Genomic DNA, 21253 nt, shown 5'->3' with positions numbered 1-21253 from the left:
GCAGATAAGCCAAAAACTACTAAAGACTAAGGAACTTTTTAGTTTGAACGACCAGCTTCTTTAAGTTGACTAAGCCAGAAACTGTCTACCAGCTTTTACTTTTAAACAATCGGCTGATGGCTTCTTTTTTAAGATGAACGCCGTCGTAGAAATCCCCACCGCTTAAAGCAAGCTGGTTCGGATCGGAAGAGCCGATAACGCGGAACTGGTATTGAGCGGCCACTTCTGCCACCGCTTCTTCTGCTTTGAAAATACCTTCGTAGCCAGGCGACTTTTGGTAATAATCAAACGCTTTGGGATGATACGGCGGAACAAACACGCTTACCCGGCAACCTCGCTGTTTTAGAAAATGCAGCATGTCGCTCAACTGTTGTATTTTTTCGGGCTGCAAATCGCTGAAGTTTTCATCGGCACTACCGTAACAATATTGCAAGGCCAGCTCTTCGCTTTCGTGCAGCGGAGTATTTTCAATTTTAGCCGGAAGTTTACGCGCGCCATCCGGTAAAATCATCATTTTACCTGCCGCAAGCGAGTCGCTTACAACAAAAGGTTCGCTTTTTCCCCGCAAACGCATGGCGCGCAAGGTGTATCTTCCTGAAAAAATCTTCACAACCCGATCCTTTAGGTAATCGTTTTTCATTTGCCACGGACTCGCGGGCCCTTTCATTCCGGCAGCCTCGCAAAAACGATGAATTTCGTTTCGCAATCCGAGCCACGACCGATCGTTAAACCGATCTCCGAAAAGCCACTGGTCGGCACAAACAATGATTTCTTCCGGAAATTTTCCCTTATCAAGAATAATTCCCAGGAATCCCGCCATATCGTCTACGCTTCCGCTGGTTACCGACGCATTGTAGAAGGTTTTACCCGGGAAAACTTCATGACTGAGGTTCAGGGTACGGCTGGAGCCCAGCACCAAAACTTCAGGCACCTCCATCTCCGCCAGCCATTCCTTTTTTAAAACACGCGAGTTGAGATTCACCGGACCGGCAATGTTTTTCCCCTCCAGCAAAGCACTTACCAGCGGCTTTATATAGCTTCGGTTCAACTGATAATCGGGATCTATTCCGTAGTTAATCATTCCGATCAGAATCAACGGAAACACGATTATCAACCCTATTTTGAACAAGCTTTTCTTCATATCAAAACTGAAAATAGATAAACAACCGGTCGCTGCTAAACGCGTACAACACCGAAAACAAAAGAAAATAATAACCCGCCACTCTTAGCATCACCGGCCATCCTGAAATATCCAGGGCAAAAGCTTTCTCTCGCTGTTTCCATTCGGCCAGAATCAATACAAAAGTGAAAAACGCCGCTTCGAGCCACTGTTTTGTTCCGGCCAGCTCAAAAGGCCCTATACTTCCGGCTTTCAACGAAACCAAGTTCACCAGGTAATGAAAAGCCACCCCGATATTTTCCGCCCTGAATATCACAAATAATAAACTCACCACCAGGAAAGTGACAACCACAGAAAGCATATCTTTTAGCCGAACGCTTGTGTTTTTCCTCGCACCAGTCGCAGGTCTTGAAACCAGGTAAGTAATGCCATGCAAAATACCCCACACGATAAAGGTCCAGTTGGCACCGTGCCAAAGGCCGCTTACCCCAAACGTTACCAGGATATTTACCGCGTGCCGTTTTTTGCTGCAGCGGTTGCCGCCCAGCGGAATGTAAACATAATCGCGAAACCACGTGGAAAGGCTGATGTGCCAGCGCGACCAGAATTCCTGAAGATTACGGGAAAAATAGGGATGCCGGAAGTTGTCCATCAGGCGAAAGCCCAGCAAAGCCGCACTTCCGATGGCGATATTCGAATACCCCGAAAAGTCGCCGTAAATCTGGATCGCAAAAAGAAAGGCTCCCAGCAACAAGGTTCCCCACCCTGCCGACGCGGAATGGCTGAAAATCTGGTCGACCAGTGGCGCCACCGTATCGGCCACGGCCACTTTGGCAAACAATCCCCAGAGAATCCTTCGAAAGCCATCCGCAGCTATCGAATAATCAAACACTTTCTTTTCGTGAAATTGAGGTAGCAAATGAGAAGCCCGTTCAATGGGACCAGCCACCAACTGCGGGAAAAACGCCACAAAAGCAAAAAAGGACACAAGGTCACGCGTCGCGGGGATTTTGCCTTTGTAAATATCGATCGTATAGCTTAAAGTCTGAAAAGTATAGAAGCTGATTCCCACCGGCAGAATAATGTTCAGCGTAAGCGGGTGCAAGGTATACCCGAATTGCTGCACCAGTAGACTCAGTTCTTCGGCAAAAAATCCAAAGTATTTGAAAAAGCCTAAAATCCCGAGATTCATCAGAATGCTGATCAAAAGAAAGCGCTTTTTCTTTTTCCGGTCGTCGGTTTGGTCAATCTGAAGCCCGCAGTTATAATCCACGATCGAACTCAACACAATCAGCCCCAGAAAACGAACATCCCAGCAACTGTAGAAGAAATAACTTACCGCAAGCAAGAATAGGTTTCGCCGCATGATGTTCCGGGCAAAAAATCCCCAGTAGAGAAAAAACACCAGCGTAAGAAATCCTATAAATCCGACGGAATTAAACAGCATTTTCAGTTCTTTTTTAAGGAGTTAAACGCCTGAAAATCGTCGAACCAAATTTGCTGGTCTTTCCCGGGAGCCCAGCTTAGATCGCCGCCGCCCATAAACACGCTAAAGAATACCTGGTCCACTTTCAATGCTTCGGTATCGCGAAAGCGGATGGTATCTGCATCGCACACCAGTTCCCCGTTCAGCCAGCCTTTTACAATCCCGTTCTTTTGCCCGGGATCATTCATTTGAATATATTGTTGGATCGTGTACCATTTTCCTGCTTCCGCCTTCACTATTTCGCCGTCAGAATGTCGCCAAAACAGCGGGTCTCCATACTCGCCGGGTTGATCGGGATAGTACAGGTAAAAACTCAGCTTCCCGTTTTCCCAAAACATCATCCGCGCACTCCAGCCGTCGGTTCCGTTGGGGATATTTCCGCCCGAGTTGGCAGCTCCTCCGGCCAAACCAGGTAATTTCCCGCCCCGCCGGAAATCAAAATCACCGGCAAACTGAACCCGGTACGACAGGTAAAAAGAGTCGCTGCCAGCGAGCGGCGTACTCCACTGCGCTCCAACAATGGGATCAAAACGCCCTTTGTCGATCTGCACCGACAAATAGTTATTAGCTTGTTCTTCACCAATGGTTAAGGGATAAGGAGTGATGCCCAGCTTGTAAAAAACATAGTCTTTTTTGCCGCAAACAATTTGAGTTCCGCGCCATTCGCTTTTTAGTCGTCTTTCGGAATATTTACCGACCGGGCTCTGTTCAAAATCGATGGAAAGCGATTCATTGACTCCGGCCCGGTCTTCGGAAGAAACACAACCTGTGCCTCCCACCAGTAGCAGAAGTGCCAGAATTCCAAGTTGTATTTTAATATGTGACATCCGGATGATTGAGATCTGTGGTTTTTATCCAAAAAAAAAGTAAAATCAGGTACTACTCTGCCCGGGAGTTCAAGATAAGCAAAAAAAAAGCCTGTCGATCAACCGCCTGCACGTTTTACTTTGTATCCTTCGTTTTTCAGAATATCCATCACCCTTGTGCAAAAATCGCCCTGAATCAGTATCTCGCCGTCTTTTACGGTGCCGCCCACGCCACACTTCGATTTCAGCAGCTTGCCCAGTTCTTTCAAATCGTCTTCCGTTCCGACAAACCCCGTTACAAGGGTTACTGATTTTCCTTTGCGCTGTTTCCGGTCGAGCAATACTTTCAGGTTTTGCTGCTGAGCAGGCAGCGTTGTTGCTTCTTCTTCCTGTCCTTTTTCATAATGAAAATCGGGATTGGTGGAGAAAACCACTCCCAGACGTTCTTTCCAATCGTTTGCCATAACTTAAATCCAAATTAATAAAACAATTCCCCAAAGGAAGTTTATCACCCAAACAAAAAAAGCAATTTGAGTATAACGAACCAAGGCCAGACTCACCCGTGAGTCGATACCGTTTTTTAGGTATCTGCCCCAGGCCCACACGGTATCAACCAGCATAATTGTAAACGAGCTAAACATAATCAGCCCGTTGGTTGAAAACAGGGAAGACGGAAAAAACAGGATCATCACCAAAAGTGCAGTGGCATTAAACAAAAATCCCATGCTCAGGAACACCAGCACCAGGGTTCCGATAATTCGGAAACGTTCAAGCGTTACAGTCCCGACTCCAAAAGACAGGAATGCAAGTGTCATAATAAAAGAAATAACCAAAATGATTGGATCCATGTGTAATTTTTACCCTCTGTAAGCAAAGATAAGCTTCCTCTGGTTCATACAAAATAGCAATTATGAAAAAGAAAGTGCTCCCTAAATATTTCTTTTGTTCAGCACGAGGCTTTGGCTGCGAATTTTCTCTCAGAATCGGAATCGGCATAAGTTGTGTCTCCCGCGCTTCGGAAAGCAGGCAGCATCCTCTTTATTGACGAACAATTACACGATCTGCTATTTTCTATTTATTTTCACTTGTCTAAATTTGCAGCTTTGTAAAACAACAAGTGCAACTCATACAAAATTCTACCTTTCAGGTTTATGCCAACAGAAATACAGAATTTGAATGATCGTTTCACTTCAAAATCATTCAGCAAAACGATTAAAACATGAGCACATTTGAGACATACCTGCGGTTGGGTTTCCAGCACATCATTAACTTCCACAACTACGCCCCCTTCGTTTTTGTACTGGTACTTTGCGCCGCATACAGTTCAAAAGAATTTGTCAGGGTGCTGATTCTGGTTACTTTCTTTACCATTGGGTATTCGATAACGCTGGCTCTGTCGACACTCAATATTGTAAGTATACCTTCGCGCACGGTAGCCTTTTTAATTCCGCTCACCATTTTAGTGACTGCCATTGCCAATGTATTGCCGCTGAAAAGAGGAAACCACCGGGTTATATACGTCGTTACGGTATTTTTCGGACTAATACACGGCCTGGGCGTTTCCAATTATGTCGAAAACAAGATCGAAAGAGCATCCAATGTGTTCACACCGCTGCTGGGATTTACGGTGGGCGTCGAAATCGGGCAAATCGTAATCATCAGCGTTTATGCTCTGCTTCTTATGTTAACGGTTAACCTGATGAAAGCCCGCCACGATTTCTGGAGGCTTTATATTTCGGGTGCCGGTTTTGGAATTGCGCTGATATTGCTGATACAAAATAAATTCTGGTAACGGTAACAATAAGCTTTAATGATTGTTACATTGAAAAATGTACGGTCAATTCTAAAAACATTTCGCCACACGTATTCAAAATGAAAAAAATTTGTGCGCTCTTCTTTCTTGTAACCACTGTCGCCTGGTCGGTATTTGGCCAGGAAAACACCAACCTGAATAAATTCCGCCAGTTAAAACAAGAACTTGCCACACCCAATGCTTACCGGACTGCTTCGGGAGCGCCCGGCCACGAATACTGGCAGCAAAAGGTAGATTATAAAATCAGCATCAGGCTCGACGACAAAAAACAAAGGATTGCCGGAGAGGAAAGCATTACCTACCACAACCAGTCGCCCGATGCGTTGAATTACCTGTGGTTGCAGCTCGATCAAAACATACGCGCCAAAGAATCGGATACTTACCAAACAGCCGCCATGGACATGGGCCAACGCGTAAATTATTCGCACCTTGAAAATCTTATTCAGGATTTTGATGGTGGCTTCAAACTTGAACATGTGAAAGACAGCAGCGGAAAAGACCTTCCGGCCACCGTTAATAAAACCATGATGCGGGTTGATTTGCCAGAGCCTCTGCAACCCGGCAACTCGTTTACTTTTTCGGTAAAATGGTGGTACAACATCAACAACCGGATGACAGATGGCGGCCGCTCGGGCTATGAATATTTTGCCGACGACGACAATTACATTTATGCCGTTGCACAGTTTTACCCGCGAATGGCGGTTTACAACGAAGTGGAAGGCTGGCAGCACAAACAGTTTTTGGGTGCCGGTGAGTTTGCACTCCCGTTTGGAGATTTTGAAGTGCAAATAACAGTGCCTTCCGACCACATTGTGGCGGCTACCGGCGAATTGCAAAACCCGGAAACGGTTTTAACCGCGGAACAAATCAGTCGTTTGGAAGCTGCCCGGAAATCGGAAGAGCCGCTTATCATCGTCACACAAGCCGAGGCGGAAAAAGCGGAAAAGCGAAAAGCGAAGGAAGAAAAAACATGGATTTTCAAAGCCACCAAGGTGCGTGATTTTGCCTTTGCGTCTTCGCGTAAATTTATCTGGGATGCAATGGCGGTTCCCTTTGGCGAACGTACCGTTTTAGCCATGTCGTATTACCCGAAAGAAGGAAACCCGCTGTGGGAGCAGTATTCGACGCGGGTAGTTGCACACACGCTTAAAAGCTATTCAAAATATACGTTTGACTATCCCTACCCTGTGGCGATTTCGGTGCACACCGACCGGATTGGCATGGAATACCCGATGATCAGCTTCAACGGAGGCCGCCCCGACAAAGAAGGCAAGTACAGCGAACGCACCAAATACGACATGATTGGTGTAATTGTGCACGAAATCGGACACAATTTTTTCCCGATGATCGTTAACTCCGACGAACGCCAGTGGACCTGGATGGACGAAGGCCTGAACACTTTTCTTGAATGCCTGGCAGAAGAGGCCTGGGATCCTGATTTTCCGTTACGGAAAATTATGCCGTCAAGCATTGTCCCGTACATGAGGGGCAACAAGAAATACATCTCCCCCATTATGACCAATTCGGAATCGGTATGGCAAATAGGAAGCAATGCTTACTACAAACCAGCGGTAGCCCTCAAGATTCTGCGGGAGACAGTGATGGGGCCCGAACTTTTCGATTATGCCTTCAGGGAATATGCGCAGCGCTGGATGTTTAAACACCCCACTCCTGCCGATTTTTTCCGCACCATGGAAGATGCCTCGGGTGTTGACCTCGACTGGTTTTGGCGTGGCTGGTTTTATTCTACCGACCATTGCGATATTTCGATGGAGGATGTAAGATGGTACCACCCGGACTCAAAAGAGGCAGAAATACGTTTGGTGAATAACTCTGTCCCCGATAACCTTACTTCTTTTTCAGACCAGTACGCGGTTACTCAACAGGACGAAAGGGAATACGATCGTTTTCTGTCCACACTTTCCAATGAAGAAAAGAAAATAATGGGCGAAAATGTCCATTTCTGCCAGATCGATTTTAAAAACCTTGGCGGGCTGGTAATGCCGGTTATTCTGAAATTTGAGTTTACCGACGGGACCGAGGAAGTTCAGCGAATTCCGGCAGAAATATGGCGCCGCAACAACGACGAAGTTTCAAAGGTATTCTTCTTCAACAAAGAAGTAAAGCAGATCGTTCTGGATCCGTACCGCGAAACTGCCGACTGCGACATGGACAACAACTTTTGGCCCGACCGTAAACAGCCTGCACGATACGAACGTCAGAAATCACGTTTGGGCAGTGCCCGGAGCAATTCCGACCATTCATCGCAAAAAACACCAGCCAAAAACCAGGAAGAAACTACGGTGGACTAAACAACCACGGTCAAAAACATGGAACGGCACACAGATAACGCAGATGTGCGCAGAAAATATTTTTCAACCAGTTGGGTGAAATAACAAACGGACATTCGACTCCGGCCGGAGTGGAACTGGCAACGGGCTATCCTGTTTTTACCGACATGCAATCCCGGCGGGATTTTGTTATTGGGGCTAAAGCCTGTTCTTCTTACAAACGACAATGTCAGCGGTGCGCTGCACCTTGCGTTTTGTTTTCCGATCTATTCTGACTACAAATATTCCCGGTGCGCTGCACCTCCTTTTTATATTATGCTATTTGTAACTACAAATGCTAGTGGTGCGCGGCACCTTCTTTCTTTTATCTTGTTTTTTTCAAAGCTATGGATGCTAATGGTGCGTTGCACCTTAATATCTGTTTTGGATTAAAAAGCTGGTTTTAGCAGCATCGCTGCGAAATCTTTATAGATCGAAATTGTCGTTGAGAATAAAGGTGCAGCGCACCGAGATGTCCTTTGATAAAATTTAGTTCTCAACCAATGAATATCCCGGTGCGCTGCACCTCCTTTTTATATTATGCTATTTGTAACTACAAATGTTAGTGGTGCGCTGCACCTTCTTCCTTTTATCTTGTTTTTTTCAAAGCTATGGATGCTAATGGTGCGTTGCACCTTAATATCTGTTTAGGATTAAAAAGTTGGATTTAGCAGCATCGCTGCGAAATCTTTATAGATCGAAATTGTCGTTGAGAATAAAGGTGCAGCGCACCGAGATGTCTTTGATAAAATCAAGTTCTCAACCAATGAATATCCCGGTGCGCTGCACCTCCTTTTTATATTATGCTATTTGTAACTACAAATGTTAGTGGTGCGCTGCACCTTCTTCCTTTTATCTTGTTTTTTTTTCAAAGCTATGGATGCTAATGGTGCGTTGCACCTTAATATCTGTTTAGGATTAAAAAGTTGGTTTTAGCAGCATCGCTGCCAAATCTTTATAGACCGAAATTGTCGTTGAGAAAAAAGGTGCGGCGTACCGAAACATAATTCATCAAAAAAACAGAAAAGAATGTCATGGGTGCGCTGCACCCGCTCCAATCGCCGATTTCAGCAATAATCCCGCTTCCAAAAAACACCCAAACAAGATCGGTTAAAGCCATCCTGCAACCGTGTAACTACCCGGCAACCTTTTTTAGAGGCTTGCTGCAAACCTGTAAAGGGCAAAAAAATTTATTGATGGCTTCCCGCAGTCCTGCAACAGGCGAAAAAATGTTGTGAGACCCCTCCCGCAGCTGTGTAATTATCAATAATTATTCTGATTGCCTCCCCGCAATTCTGCAAGTGGCAAAAAATTTTAGGGAGACCCCCTTCGCAGCAGTGCAACAGGGGTATAATTTTTCCTGGCCGGGTGTCGCACAACTGCGGCAGGCCAGTAAAGTTCCTGGCTCCCGGTCCGCAAAATTATTACGGGGTAATTTCTACTGAGGCTTCCCTCGATTTATTTTCCCGGGCTAAAGTCACGTATTCTTTTGCTAAGACCGTCGATTCCCTGAAGTCGGAACAATCAACTTTTAAAGAATGCCAGCCTTTACTCAAGCTCCGTTTATTTTTGGGAATTAAATTTTTGTTTCAGCTAAACAAAATACCACTATATATTTGTTAATGACAGAGTAACAAACAACTGCATATGTGTCGAGATATGCACATTTGAACAATTAGTAGTATTTTTGTAGCGAAAACAGACACATAAAACAGAATGATAAAAAAAATAAGGTTTGAACATAGTCTGGCGGCGGCTTATATACTGGCCGGAGGACTTTGGATCATTTTTTCTGACCGTTTTCTGAACAGTGTAATTTCCAATCCGGAAGTAATGACACAAATACAAACCTACAAAGGTTGGTTTTATGTGTTTATTACCGGTATCTTTTTTTTCCTGATTCTTCACAAACACCTGAAAAAACTTCGCGATGCGGAAATCGAAATTCAGCAACACCGCGACAACCTGCACGAAATGGTAGTGGAGAAAACCCGAAGACTGGATAAAGTGGTTGAGGAGCTTTCGTTAAAAAACGAAACCATTAACCGGCAAAACGAGGACCTGAAACATGTGCTGGAAAACCTGAATAACATGCAGGCACAATTGTTTCAGGCCGAAAAAATGGCTTCGCTTGGCGTGCTTACCGCCGGAATTGCGCACGAAATCAACAACCCGCTGAATTACATGCTGGGAGGACTTACCGGCCTGGAGCACTATTTCGAAGAGAACAAACTTCAGCACGAAAATACCGACCTTTTTCTGAAAGGCATTCGCACCGGTATTGAGCGGATTAACGCCATTGTTTCGGGTTTGAACCAGATGAGCCGTACCAACACCACGTACGACGAGAATTGCGATCTGCACGAGATTATCGGGAATTGCCTGATGATATTAAGCAACGAATTAAAGTACCGGGTGAAAGTGGAAGAAAATTACGCTGATCATGCCATCATCATTCCGGGAAATGTGGGTAAAATGCACCAGATTTTCCTTAATATTCTGATGAATGCCAGCCAGTCGATCGGCACCGAAGGGGAAATAAGTATTCGTACCACCAACAGCGGCTCCAGCGTTATTACCGAGATCACCGACACCGGCTGTGGCATTGAAGAAGTAGACCTGGCAAAAATTACAGAACCATTTTATACCACCAAAGACCCTGGAAAAGGTACCGGCCTGGGTTTGTCTATTACCTACAGCATTATCAAAGAGCACAACGGAGAGTTGCGTTTTAACTCCGTTCCGGGGAAAGGCACCACTGTAACCGTTGAATTACCAGTAAAAAAACACACATTATGAGTAAGCCAAAAATCTTGTACGTCGACGACGAACCGCTAAACCTTATGTTGTTAAAGGTCAATTTTTCAAAGCAATACGAAGTTTTAACCGCTCCCGATGGCCCCAGTGGTTTGGAAATATTAAAAAACAACCACGACATCAGGGTAGTTCTGAGCGATATGAAAATGCCTTACATGAGTGGCATCGAATTTATCAGGCTGGCAAGCGATATCTCCCCCCAAAGTTCCTACTTTATTGTTACCGGTTTCGACTTTAACGCTGAAATTCAGGAAGCACAGCAACAAGGCCTCATCCGAAAATATTTCAGCAAACCCTTTAAATTGAACGAAATTGACTTTGAGATCCAGCAATCGCTGCAGCTGAATTAAATTTTATATTTCGCCCAGCCTTCTCTTTCTTTACAAAAGATTGCTATTTTTAAACATGAGTGTCCGGTTAATCTTAAAGATTGCTTCGCGATGCTCGCAATGACGCACAATTCAAGGTTTTTTATATGTGGAGGGGTTGGTTGGCGGCATTGGAGCCAACCAACCCCTCCACACACCTAACTGTCTCGCAACATCGTCATTGCGAACGGAGTGAAGCAATCTGCTGTTCTGTAATTATTTTAATGGGACAACAGTGATTTTTAAATAGCTGTAAAAGGATGAAAAGCTGGAACACAAAAAACAACTACATAAAACACCATCAACTATGAAAAAAACAATAACCTTATTGACCGCTATTCCAGCCATCGTAATTTTAGTAGGTGCACTCTTTAAACTGCAACATTATCCCTACGGAGACCTTTTGTTTTGGACAGGCATTTTAACAAACATTATCGGCTCTGCAATCGCCATTACTCTCTTAAGGAAAAGAGTGAAGGAACTTGAGAGCCAAATTGAAAACAACCGGAAATAGATTATTACCATGAAACGAGTCCCGAGCACTCGGGACGAGTTACATGAGTTACCATTGAATAATTAAAAATATAAACGAATGAAAAAATGTCCCAACTGCTCAGCCGATGTGGAAGAAGTTTTCGAATTGTGCTGGAACTGCAATTACAGTTTTTCCGAACAAAAAGTAATTGAAATAAAAGATTACACCATCCAGGAAGGAAACCGGGAAGTTAATTGCCTGAGATGCGATATTCCGCTGATTTTTTCGGGACGCTACGATTTTCACGAAGGAGCCAGATTGGGTGCCTGGGGAAACCTGTTCGAACTTTTTGTAAACTCTGAACGCTTCGACTTGTACATGTGCCCCAAATGCGGGAAAGTGGAATTCTTTATTCCGCTTAATGATTCAGAGTATAAAAAATCATAAACCGCTCCAAACAGCATCAAAAACAACTTAAAACACAAATATGGAGATTATCATAAGAGAGGCCCAAACAGATGATAGCGCGATAATTCTGGAATGCATCCGCGGGCTGGCGGTACATGTGAACCAGCTGGAAATGCTAACGGCTACCGAACAGGACATCCGCAATTCGGTGTTTAGACCCGGCAGCCATGTAAAAGTTTTTGTGGCCGAAACAGGCGAAAAGAAAATATGTGGGTTTACCCTTATTTTTAAAACTTTCTCTACGTTTAAAGCCAGCACCAATTACCACATCGAAGATCTGTTTGTTTTTCCGGAATACCGAAAACTGGGAGTCGGGCTAAAACTGCTGAAGCACGTAAAAGCTTTTGCTCAAAAAGAAGGTGCCAAAACAGTTGATTGGTACGTCAACAACCGAAATACAAGCGCCATTGAATTTTACAGGAAAGCAGGTACCAAAAAACTTGACTATAAATCCATTTATTACATGGACGTGTAAAACCTGGCCACGTTTGCTTTGTTTGACAACAACAACGGAACATAAAAAGTCTCCGAAACTGATATGCAGGAACAAAAAGACCTCATCCGGATTACTGAAGAATTTCTGGCAGATACCATCGACTACCCAAAACTTCGGAAAGCAGCAGAAGAATACAAAACCTTTCTGTACCAGCTGAGCGGCTGTGATTTGGACAATGAAACCGGAAGAAGCGATATCCAGCTCTCCAGCGGAAAAGCTTTGGGAACTTTTTGGGCCGCACTTTGCATTGATGATTTTATCCGGACCCGGCAGTTTATCCGGGGCATCGATCAGGCCATTCGGGAAAAGCTGCAACACAATGATTCCATCCACGTGCTTTACGCCGGTTCTGGACCGTTTGCCACTCTCCTGCTTCCGCTTATCCTCCGGCATTCCAGAGAAAGGGTGAAATACACTTTACTGGACATCAACCCCTTTAGTCTGGAAATTCTGAACCGATTGATTGCGCGCCTTGAACTTCAGGAGTACAAGCTGGAAGTCATTTGCGCGGATGCCACTCAGTACCGGCTGCCAAACGATACTCCGGACATAATCGTAAGTGAAACCATGCAAAACGCGCTGGCCAAAGAACAACAAGTGCCTATTTTTATTCAACTGATGAGACAGGCTAAGCCCGATACGGTTTTTATTCCTGAAAAAATTCAATTATCCATAGGCCTCCGAAAAGACGGCGACTTATTGGAGCTCCCCTTCCACGAACGGTACAAAAAAGTTGATACCGTTTTTGAAGTCAGTAAAGAAGCCCTGCACTTTGCGCTTCAATCGAAAGCAACAGCGCCCGGTGAAATCATTTTTCCGGAAAACAGCCTTACGCTGGAAAAACATGCCTTGAAAGATTACAGCCAACTGGTTCTGCTTACCGAAATTAAAGTGTTCCGAAACGAAAGGATCAATCTAAATGAAAGTGGCTTAACTACTCCACTTATCATCAACAACATTCCTGAAAATGTTAAGCAGTCAATTACTGTACTTAGTCAATATAAAATCAGCACGGAACCAAAACTCGACAATCAAATAGTAGTCGGATAAGATCGTATGCGAACGCTACGTTCCGCTTATCGTTCAACAAATTAGTTTTCGACTGATCAAAAACACCTCGGAGCTGTTTATCTTTAAAATTTCATTGAGATAAGTATGAATCTGTTTTCTCGCAAAATCTGAAATCCCTGATTGAATGAGCAAAAAGAAAATATTCGGGCTGGATAGAAATGTTTTCTACATCGGGTTAACGAGCTTTCTCACCGATACTTCGTCGAAGATGGTTTACAGTGTCATGCCACTGTTCCTACTTTCGATCGGGGCATCCAAAACCTCCATTTCGCTGATCGAAGGAATTGCCGAAAGCACGGCGTCGCTGTTCAAAGCATTTTCGGGTTACTGGAGCGACAGAGTTGGAAAGAACAAACCTTTTATGATTTTTGGCTACGGAATAACAGCCCTTGTTACGCCGGTTTATGCAGCCGTAACAACACCGCTGCAAGTGCTGTTACTTCGCTTTTTCGAGCGCATCGGAAAAGGGCTTCGTACGGCACCGCGCGACAGCCTGATCAGCGGTTCGGCTCCCAAAAACCAGGCAGGAAAAAACTTTGGCTTTCACAAAGCCATGGACAACAGCGGAGCCATTCTCGGGCCGCTTGGTGCCTTTATTCTTTTGTCGGTGTTTCCGCTTAATTACAAATACATTTTCCTGCTTGCCACCATCCCGGCGGTTTTGGGCGTTCTGGCCATTGTAGTTTTTATTAAAGAAGCCAAGGCACGCCCTACAGCTGTTCGAAAGAAATTTCACCTGAACCTGCTTCCCAAAAAATTCTACTTTTTCCTGCTCATCATTTTTGTTTTTACCCTGGGCAATTCGGCCGACGCCCTGTTGTTGGTGAAAACCGCCGAAACCGGTATTGATCCGTCGTACGTGCCATTTGTGTACATGATTTTTAACACGGTTTCCGTGTTGCTGGCAGTTCCTGTCGGCAAAATTTCAGACAAAATCGGACGCGAGCGATTAATCATTCCGGGCTTTCTGATATACGCCATAGTTTATTTTCTGTTTGGACGCTTCAACAGCATCAACATATTCATTTTTTTATTCATTTTGTACGGTCTTTACAGTGCCCTTACCGACACTGCCCAGAAAGCGCTGGTATCGGACATTGTGAGCAACGATTTAAAAGGAACTGGTTATGGATTATATCATGCAGTACTGGGGATTACTTTACTCCCTGCGAGTTTAATTGCCGGCATTATGTACGATAAAATAAATGCCAACGCGCCCTTCTACTTTGGTTCGGCAATGGCGCTGCTGGCCACTTTATTAATGATCATTTTTGTTTTTAAATACCGTAACGAAAAGCAAGTTGAAGAATAATTCAATCTCATCCATCCATTCAATCATTTCAATCCAAAACCAAGTAAAACCTTTGGTGAAAAATACACGAATATTAAATAGATACGCACGAATCAATCAGCCAAAATGATACATCCACATACCGAAATAAAGTTCATCAGTGCCGAAATCGGCTACGGAGTTTTTGCCACTCAATTAATACCTACCGGAACCATTACCTGGGTGAAAGATATGCTCGACCAGGAATTAAGTCCTGCCGAATTTGAAAAACTGGCCCCCATTTGCCGCCCGGTAGTTGAAACCTATACCTACCGCAACAACAAGGGAAATTACGTGCTTTGCTGGGACATTGCGCGCTATACCAACCACAGTTTCCGTCCCAACAGCATGGCTACCGCCTATGGTTTTGAAATAGCTGTTTCGGATATTAAACCGGGCGAACAACTCACCAACGATTACGGCTTTCTGAACATCATCGAACCATTTCGCCCAAGCGACGAAGGAACACGACGAAAAACCGTTTATCCCGACGACCTGCTGAAATACCACAAACAATGGGACAACACGCTGAAAAAGGCTTTATTTAAAAGTGAACGCCAGGAGCAACTCCTGAAGCCGCTGCTAAGCGACCACCAATGGGAAACCATCCTGAAGATTGCCAGCGGAGAATGCGAGCCAGAATCAATCCGCAACAATTATTTTGACGCACAAAAAAGTCCTGATCTACACGGGTAAATCGTTCTGCAATATTTTCAGAAGAAAGAGTGATGCTGTGATGCAGTGTTGCTGTTTTACTTGCAGGGATTGAAGGATTGAAGAGCTGAAATGCTAGAATGCATGAATGCAAGAATAAGCTACGAGTCGCTAGCTGCGAGTCGCAAGCTATTGATTATTGAAGATTGAAAATTCAATCCTTCAATCCATCTGTCCTTCAATCCCTCAATCCATCAGTCCCTAAGAACTACGACTGATCACTGAACTCTGAACATTAAACTCTAAACTCTGCCCCCCTCCATTCACCCTGCAACTATTTCCGGCGTTTCCATTCCTTGATACCGCTTTCTGTTGTATTTTAGCCCCGGAATTAAAATTTGCAAAATGAGCGACGACAAGAAGATAATTTTTTCGATGTACAAGGTGAGTAAAGTTTACCCACCTAACAAAACAGTGATTAAAGACATTTCACTTTCGTTTTTCCTGGGTGCCAAAATCGGCATCATCGGGTTAAACGGCTCAGGTAAATCAACTTTGCTAAAGATCATTGCCGGCCAGGACAAAGCCTTTAACGGCGAGCTGGTTTTTGCACCGGGTTATTCGGTGGGCTTGCTCGACCAAGAGCCGAAGCTGGATGAAAGCAAAACCGTGATTGAAGTGGTGAAAGAAGGCATGCAGGAAACAGTGGATGTACTGAACCGCTACGAAGAAATCAACCAATTGTTTGGATTACCCGAGGTGTACGAAAATCCGGACAAAATGGATGAGCTGATGAGCGAACAGGCACAGCTTCAGGAAAAAATGGATGCACTGGATGCCTGGAACCTCGACAGCAAACTGGAACGTGCAATGGATGCGCTGCAATGTCCGCCGGATGATCAGCCCATCAGCGAACTTTCGGGTGGCGAACGCCGCCGCGTGGCCTTGTGTCGCCTGTTGTTGCAGGAACCCGATGTGTTGCTGCTTGACGAACCTACCAACCACCTCGATGCCGAAAGTATCCAGTGGCTGGAAGCTCACCTCGACCAATACAAGGGAACCGTAATCTGCATCACGCACGACCGTTACTTCCTCGACAATGTGGCCGGTTGGATTCTGGAACTGGATCGTGGCATGGGCATTCCGTGGAAAGGAAATTACAGCTCGTGGCTGGAACAAAAAGCGGCCCGTTTGGAACAGGAAGAAAAAGGCAGCCAGAAACGCAGGAAAACACTGGAGCGCGAGTTAGAATGGGTTCGAATGGCACCCAAAGCGCGTCAAGCCAAAAGCAAAGCCCGTTTAAATGCTTACGATAAAATGCTGAACGAAGACAGCCGCCAGAAAGAGGAACGACTGGAAATCTATATTCCAAACGGTCCGCGCCTCGGTGACAAAGTGGTGGAAATGGAAGGCGTTAAAAAAGGCTTTGGCGATCGCATCCTGTTCGAAGACCTGAGCTTTAAACTGCCTCCTGCCGGGATTATCGGGGTTATCGGCCCGAACGGCGCAGGTAAAACCACGCTCTTCAAACTGATTATGAAACAACTGGACGCCGACACCGGAAGCATTGCGATTGGCGAAACCGTGAAAGTTAGTTACGTCGACCAAACGCACAAAGCCATCGATCCGAACAAATCGGTGTACGAAGTAATTTCCGGAGGAACCGAAACCATTATGCTTGGAAACAAGCAGGCCAATGCGCGTGCCTATGTTTCGCGCTTTAATTTCTCAGGATCAGACCAGGAGAAAAAATGCGGGGTGCTTTCGGGTGGAGAACGCAACCGACTGCACCTGGCGCTGGCGCTAAAATCGGAAGGAAACCTCTTGCTGCTCGATGAGCCTACCAACGACATTGACGTAAATACCCTTCGGGCGCTGGAGGAAGGCCTGGAAAGCTTTGCGGGCTGTGCCGTTGTTATTTCGCACGACCGTTGGTTCCTCGACCGTATTGCCACGCATATTCTGGCTTTCGAGGGAGAAGGACACGTTCACTTTTTTGAAGGTTCGTTTTCTGAATACGAAGAAAACCGGAAAAAACGCCTGGGCGCTGAAGCTCCGAAACGCTTTAAATACAAAAAACTGAAAGCATAAGCGCTTCCGGTTAACGTTTATATTTGAAGATTCACCCGATGACTTATCGTCACCGGGTGAATTTATTTAAGGAGCACTCTTCAACACCCCACATCCGCAAACGAAAGTTTTATCGAAGCATTGTAAGCCAATTTGTTTCAGATTTTCGATATTTGCAGTCATCACATTATGTTAGTAGAAGGAATCATCATCGCATATTTTGTTTTTATCGTTGGGATTGGCGTTTACTCGGCCTTCAAGATAAAAAAGCCCGAAGACTACTATGTGGCCGGTAAAAAAGCAGGTTTACTCCCGGTCTCGGGCAGTTTGCTGGCTACCATTCTGGGTGGTTCGGCCGTGCTGGGCACCATCGAATTAAGCCAGAAAACCGGGTGGGCGGCACTGTGGTTTTTATTTAGTGCGGCCATCGGATTGTTTACGCTGGTCCCCATTTCGAAATATGTGAAGCGTTACGGGAATTTTACTTTGCCCGAGTTACTGGGAACGTTTTACGGGAAAAAAGCAGAAACCATCGCGTCGCTGATTATCCCCATGGCCTGGCTCGGAATTGTAGCCGCACAGATTATTGCAGCCGCCAAAATCCTTTCGGGGCTAAATTCGATTGATTACCCGCAAGCCGCTGTTATCTCGGGTATTGTGTTTATCGTTTACACTTTGCTGGGAGGACAAATGAGTATTTTAAAAACAGATACCCTGCAATCGGTACTTATCCTTGCCGGAATAATCGCGTTACTGGTATTCACCTTGCCTGCCCCCGAAAGCATGCAACTTGAAGCCCTGACTCCATCGGCCTTGTTTAATGAATCTTTTGACCTGCTCGACCTCGTGATTCTGCTACTTACCTACTCGGTTACTTTTGTGGTAGGCCCCGATATTTACTCGCGTGTATTTTGTGCCCGGAACGAAAAAACAGCCGCCCGCAGTGTTTTAATAGTGGCTTTTATTTTAATCCCGGTTTCATTTGCGCTTACCTGGCTGGGCATTTACTCGAAAGGTTCGGGCGAAGCGATTGTTTCCTTTGCACAACATTTGCTTCCTACCTGGGCGTACGGGCTGTTTCTGGCGGCCCTGTTATCGGCGGTTATGTCATCGGCCGATACAACCTTGCTTACCTCTTCAATTATTCTGAGCGAACTAATTACCGGCAACCTGAATCAAAAAAGATCTCTTCTGCTGACGCGTATCCTAATTGTCGGACTCGGAATTGTCAGTTTGCTGATTGCCGTGTTTGTCACCTCCATTATTCAGGCCTTGCTTTTAGCCCTTACGTTTTTCTCCGGGGCTTTTGTAGTTCCTACGCTGGCGGGGCTTCTTCGGCTTAGGGTAAACAAAAACAATGTTATTCTTTCCATGATTTTAGGGGGTGTTATTGCCCTTGCCGGGAAGATCATTTTCCTGAGTGGCTACCAGCTAACAGGAAACATCGTTATCATTTTAAGCTACCTCGTTAATTCCATCTTATTGTTTAGTCGGGTTCGGTTAAAAACAAGTGATTAAGTTGGATAACTAATTGTAAATTAAACCATCAGGTTAACTAAAAATTTTTTACATTCGCCATTTATTAATAAAAACCAAAACTTTAAACCTATCTGGAAATAAGGGGCGAAAAAAATGGAAAATTCCAACAAGTATAAACGCTTAATTGAAAGCCTGGAGAACGAGTATTTTTTCTATTCCCACAACCTCAACGGGGAATACCTTTATATGAGTCCATCGGTGGAGAAGGTGCTGGGATATACCGTGGACGAAGCCAAACAAGGGCTCGTAAAACATATGACAAACAGCGAAGCCAATAAACAAACCATTGAAACGCTGAAAAAAAGTGCCACCGGAGAAAAACAACAAACCTTCGAATTCGAACTTTACACGAAATCAAGAGAGATAAAAATTATTGAGATTACCGAATCTCCTAATTACAACAATAAGGGTGAAATCGTTTCGATTGATGGAGTTGCGCATGACATTACGGAACGCACTAAATATGAACGGATTATACAGCAACAAAATCAGGAATTAAAAAGGCAGGATGAGAAACTGAGAAAACAATTGGAAGAACTCATCGTTAAAAATGAAAATATTGATAATTTGAAAAAAGAGCTGGAGGATCGTTCACAGTTGTTGATTAACATTATAAACGAAATCCCTGAAAAGATTTTTTTAAAAGACAGTAATGGGAAGTTTCTGCTCGCAAACAATAACGCTGCTGCGAGCTACGGTCTCAAACCATCTGAAATAATCGGAAAGTCGGATACCGATATTTATCCTCCAGAAAAGGCAAGTGAAAAAATAAATCGTATAAGAGAAATTTTAAAGAGTGGTATTCCACATTCATATGAGGAGGGAGACTTTGGTAAAAAAGACGGGCTAATAGTAAGCACCCGGATGAAGCCTTTCAAGCTTAATGATGGCAGTACCGGAGTTTTAGGCATTCAGGTCGATATCACCCAAGTCAAAAAGAACGAAATTGAACTAAAAAAAATGAATGTTGAGCTTACCTCACGCACTGATGAGTTAAATCAGACTCTTGAAAATTTAAAGGAAACCCAATCGCAACTGGTTCAGTCGGAAAAAATGCGCGCTTTGGGAAATCTGATTGCCGGAATTGCCCATGAAGTAAATACTCCGATTGGAGCAATTAACGCTTCGGTAAGCAATATTTCGGCAGCGCTCGATTCGTCCATGAGTAACCTTTTTAACCTTTTTACAAAACTCACCCAAAAAGAACTGCTTATTTTCCTAAGAATCATGAATTTAATGGAAAAGAGCAAACCAGCACCAACCTCAAAAGAAAGACGTCAATATAAAAAAGAAGTACAACAAAAATTAGAGAAAGCCGGATGTATACATGTATATTCCGTGACCGATCTGATTATGTATCTTAATCTTTACGATGAAACAGATAAGGTGATCTCGATGCTGGACGTAAAAAATCCCGAATTCATTTTAAAGTCGATAAAGGATATTTATTCGGTTCGAAAAAATACAGAAAACATAAAACTGGCAGTCGACAAGGCATCTAAATTGGTATTTGCATTAAAAAAGTTTGCGCATAAAGAACAAAATCTGGAAAAAGATCAGGCTGATTTGATTGAAAACATTGAAACAGTGCTGATTCTGCACCACAACCAGTTAAAACAGGCAATAGAGGTTGTAAAAGACTACGATCCCGTTCCACTGATCGCTTGTTATCCCGATGAACTTGTTCAGGTTTGGACCAACCTGATATCAAATGCCATTCATGCCATGAATTATGCGGGAACACTTAGGATCAGTATTAAAAACCAAAAAACACATATTAAAGTGAGCATTCAGGATTCCGGACACGGAATTCCGAAAGAAATCAGAGAGCGGATTTTTGAGCCTTTCTTTACCACCAAGAAATCAGGTGAGGGCACCGGAATTGGGCTCGACATTGTGAAACGAATTCTGGATAAACACCAGGCAAAACTGGAACTGGAAAGTGAAATCGGAGGGGGAACAACTTTCCATGTATTACTTCCGGTAAACTAAAAAAAATTGTATGAAACAAGCGATTGTGTGTGTTGATGACGAAAGCATCATTCTGGATAGTTTGGGAGAACAAATCGAAAACCTTTTTGGCAATCGATTCATGTACGAGTATGCTGAAAATGCCGAAGAGGGAATGGAAGTGCTGGAAGAACTGACCGACGAAGGAATTGATGTAATGGTGATTGTTTCAGACTGGCTGATGCCCGGGAAAAAAGGCGATGAGTTCTTAATAGAAGTGCATAAAAAATTCCCCAACATTGTAAAAGTTTTGCTTACAGGCCAAGCTGATGAATCAGCAATTCACAATGCACAAAAAAACGCAGATCTGTTTGCCTACATTCAAAAACCCTGGACCGCAGAACAATTGGAAACAGTAATCAAATCAGGGATATCAACGATTGATAAAGAAGGGAAATAA

19 protein-coding genes are annotated in these 21253 nt (G+C 44.3%); 14 read left to right on the top strand and 5 right to left on the bottom strand.

What is annotated here, in order from left to right; translation table 11 throughout:
- Nucleotides 1-85 precede the first annotated feature (85 nt).
- The 5 genes from D1614_RS02180 to D1614_RS02160 form a co-directional block, all read right to left on the bottom strand.
- Nucleotides 86-1141 (bottom strand): hypothetical protein, encoded by a 1056-nt coding sequence (locus D1614_RS02180; protein WP_119436227.1) that lies wholly within the window; start codon nt 1139-1141, stop codon nt 86-88.
- A gap of 1 nt (nt 1142) precedes the next feature.
- Nucleotides 1143-2567, bottom strand: a complete 1425-nt coding sequence (locus D1614_RS02175; RefSeq protein WP_119436226.1) for an MBOAT family O-acyltransferase — start codon at nt 2565-2567, stop codon at nt 1143-1145.
- A gap of 2 nt (nt 2568-2569) precedes the next feature.
- Nucleotides 2570-3433 carry a polysaccharide lyase gene (locus tag D1614_RS02170; RefSeq protein ID WP_119436225.1) on the bottom strand — a complete coding sequence of 288 codons (864 nt, stop codon included), beginning with the start codon at nt 3431-3433 and terminating at the stop codon, nt 2570-2572.
- Nucleotides 3434-3531: 98 nt separating this feature from the next.
- Nucleotides 3532-3876, bottom strand: a complete 345-nt coding sequence (locus tag D1614_RS02165; protein WP_119436224.1) for a translation initiation factor — start codon at nt 3874-3876, stop codon at nt 3532-3534.
- A 3-nt stretch (nt 3877-3879) separates the two neighbouring features.
- The gene (locus D1614_RS02160) at nt 3880-4260 is read right to left on the bottom strand and encodes a hypothetical protein (protein ID WP_119436223.1); all 381 of its coding nucleotides are present in this window, start codon (nt 4258-4260) and stop codon (nt 3880-3882) included.
- Between the two features lie 371 nt (nt 4261-4631).
- On the opposite strand from D1614_RS02160, the gene D1614_RS02155 reads away from it, so the two are divergent.
- From D1614_RS02155 to D1614_RS02090, 14 genes are all read left to right on the top strand, one after another.
- Nucleotides 4632-5204, top strand: coding sequence for a HupE/UreJ family protein (locus tag D1614_RS02155; RefSeq protein WP_119436222.1), 573 nt, complete (start codon nt 4632-4634; stop codon nt 5202-5204).
- An 80-nt stretch (nt 5205-5284) separates the two neighbouring features.
- A complete protein-coding gene (locus D1614_RS02150; protein ID WP_119436221.1) occupies nt 5285-7537 on the top strand; it encodes a M1 family metallopeptidase in 2253 nt (750 codons plus the stop codon).
- Between the two features lie 1734 nt (nt 7538-9271).
- Nucleotides 9272-10354, top strand: a complete 1083-nt coding sequence (locus tag D1614_RS02140; RefSeq protein ID WP_119436219.1) for a sensor histidine kinase — start codon at nt 9272-9274, stop codon at nt 10352-10354.
- Nucleotides 10351-10722, top strand: a complete 372-nt coding sequence (locus D1614_RS02135; RefSeq protein WP_119436218.1) for a response regulator — start codon at nt 10351-10353, stop codon at nt 10720-10722. The genes D1614_RS02140 and D1614_RS02135 overlap by 4 nt, the downstream gene beginning before the upstream one ends.
- 325 nt (nt 10723-11047) lie before the next feature.
- Nucleotides 11048-11254 carry a GldL-related protein gene (locus D1614_RS25520; protein ID WP_147383968.1) on the top strand — a complete coding sequence of 69 codons (207 nt, stop codon included), beginning with the start codon at nt 11048-11050 and terminating at the stop codon, nt 11252-11254.
- A gap of 78 nt (nt 11255-11332) precedes the next feature.
- On the top strand, nt 11333-11662 hold the full coding sequence (locus tag D1614_RS02130; protein WP_119436217.1) for a hypothetical protein: 330 nt from the start codon (nt 11333-11335) through the stop codon (nt 11660-11662).
- Nucleotides 11663-11702: 40 nt separating this feature from the next.
- The gene (locus D1614_RS02125) at nt 11703-12158 is read left to right on the top strand and encodes a GNAT family N-acetyltransferase (RefSeq protein WP_119436216.1); all 456 of its coding nucleotides are present in this window, start codon (nt 11703-11705) and stop codon (nt 12156-12158) included.
- Nucleotides 12159-12221: 63 nt separating this feature from the next.
- A complete protein-coding gene (locus D1614_RS02120) occupies nt 12222-13229 on the top strand; it encodes an SAM-dependent methyltransferase (RefSeq protein ID WP_119436215.1) in 1008 nt (335 codons plus the stop codon).
- Nucleotides 13230-13374: 145 nt separating this feature from the next.
- Nucleotides 13375-14562 carry an MFS transporter gene (locus tag D1614_RS02115; RefSeq protein ID WP_119436214.1) on the top strand — a complete coding sequence of 396 codons (1188 nt, stop codon included), beginning with the start codon at nt 13375-13377 and terminating at the stop codon, nt 14560-14562.
- 105 nt (nt 14563-14667) lie between these two features.
- Nucleotides 14668-15276 (top strand): SET domain-containing protein, encoded by a 609-nt coding sequence (locus tag D1614_RS02110; RefSeq protein ID WP_119436213.1) that lies wholly within the window; start codon nt 14668-14670, stop codon nt 15274-15276.
- Between the two features lie 363 nt (nt 15277-15639).
- The gene (gene ettA / locus D1614_RS02105) at nt 15640-17325 is read left to right on the top strand and encodes an energy-dependent translational throttle protein EttA (RefSeq protein WP_119436212.1); all 1686 of its coding nucleotides are present in this window, start codon (nt 15640-15642) and stop codon (nt 17323-17325) included.
- A 168-nt stretch (nt 17326-17493) separates the two neighbouring features.
- Nucleotides 17494-18822: a sodium:solute symporter family protein gene (locus D1614_RS02100; protein WP_119436211.1), complete on the top strand. Its 1329-nt coding sequence runs from the start codon at nt 17494-17496 to the stop codon at nt 18820-18822.
- 114 nt (nt 18823-18936) lie between these two features.
- Entirely contained in the window at nt 18937-20835 is a 1899-nt protein-coding gene (locus tag D1614_RS02095) for a PAS domain-containing sensor histidine kinase (RefSeq protein ID WP_119436210.1), read from the top strand.
- A gap of 10 nt (nt 20836-20845) precedes the next feature.
- On the top strand, nt 20846-21253 hold the full coding sequence (locus D1614_RS02090; protein WP_119436209.1) for a response regulator: 408 nt from the start codon (nt 20846-20848) through the stop codon (nt 21251-21253).

The sequence above is a fragment of the Maribellus luteus genome, from assembly GCF_003576475.1.
GTDB lineage: Bacteria > Bacteroidota > Bacteroidia > Bacteroidales > Prolixibacteraceae > Draconibacterium > Draconibacterium luteum.
This window is presented reverse-complemented; position numbering and strand designations above follow the sequence as displayed.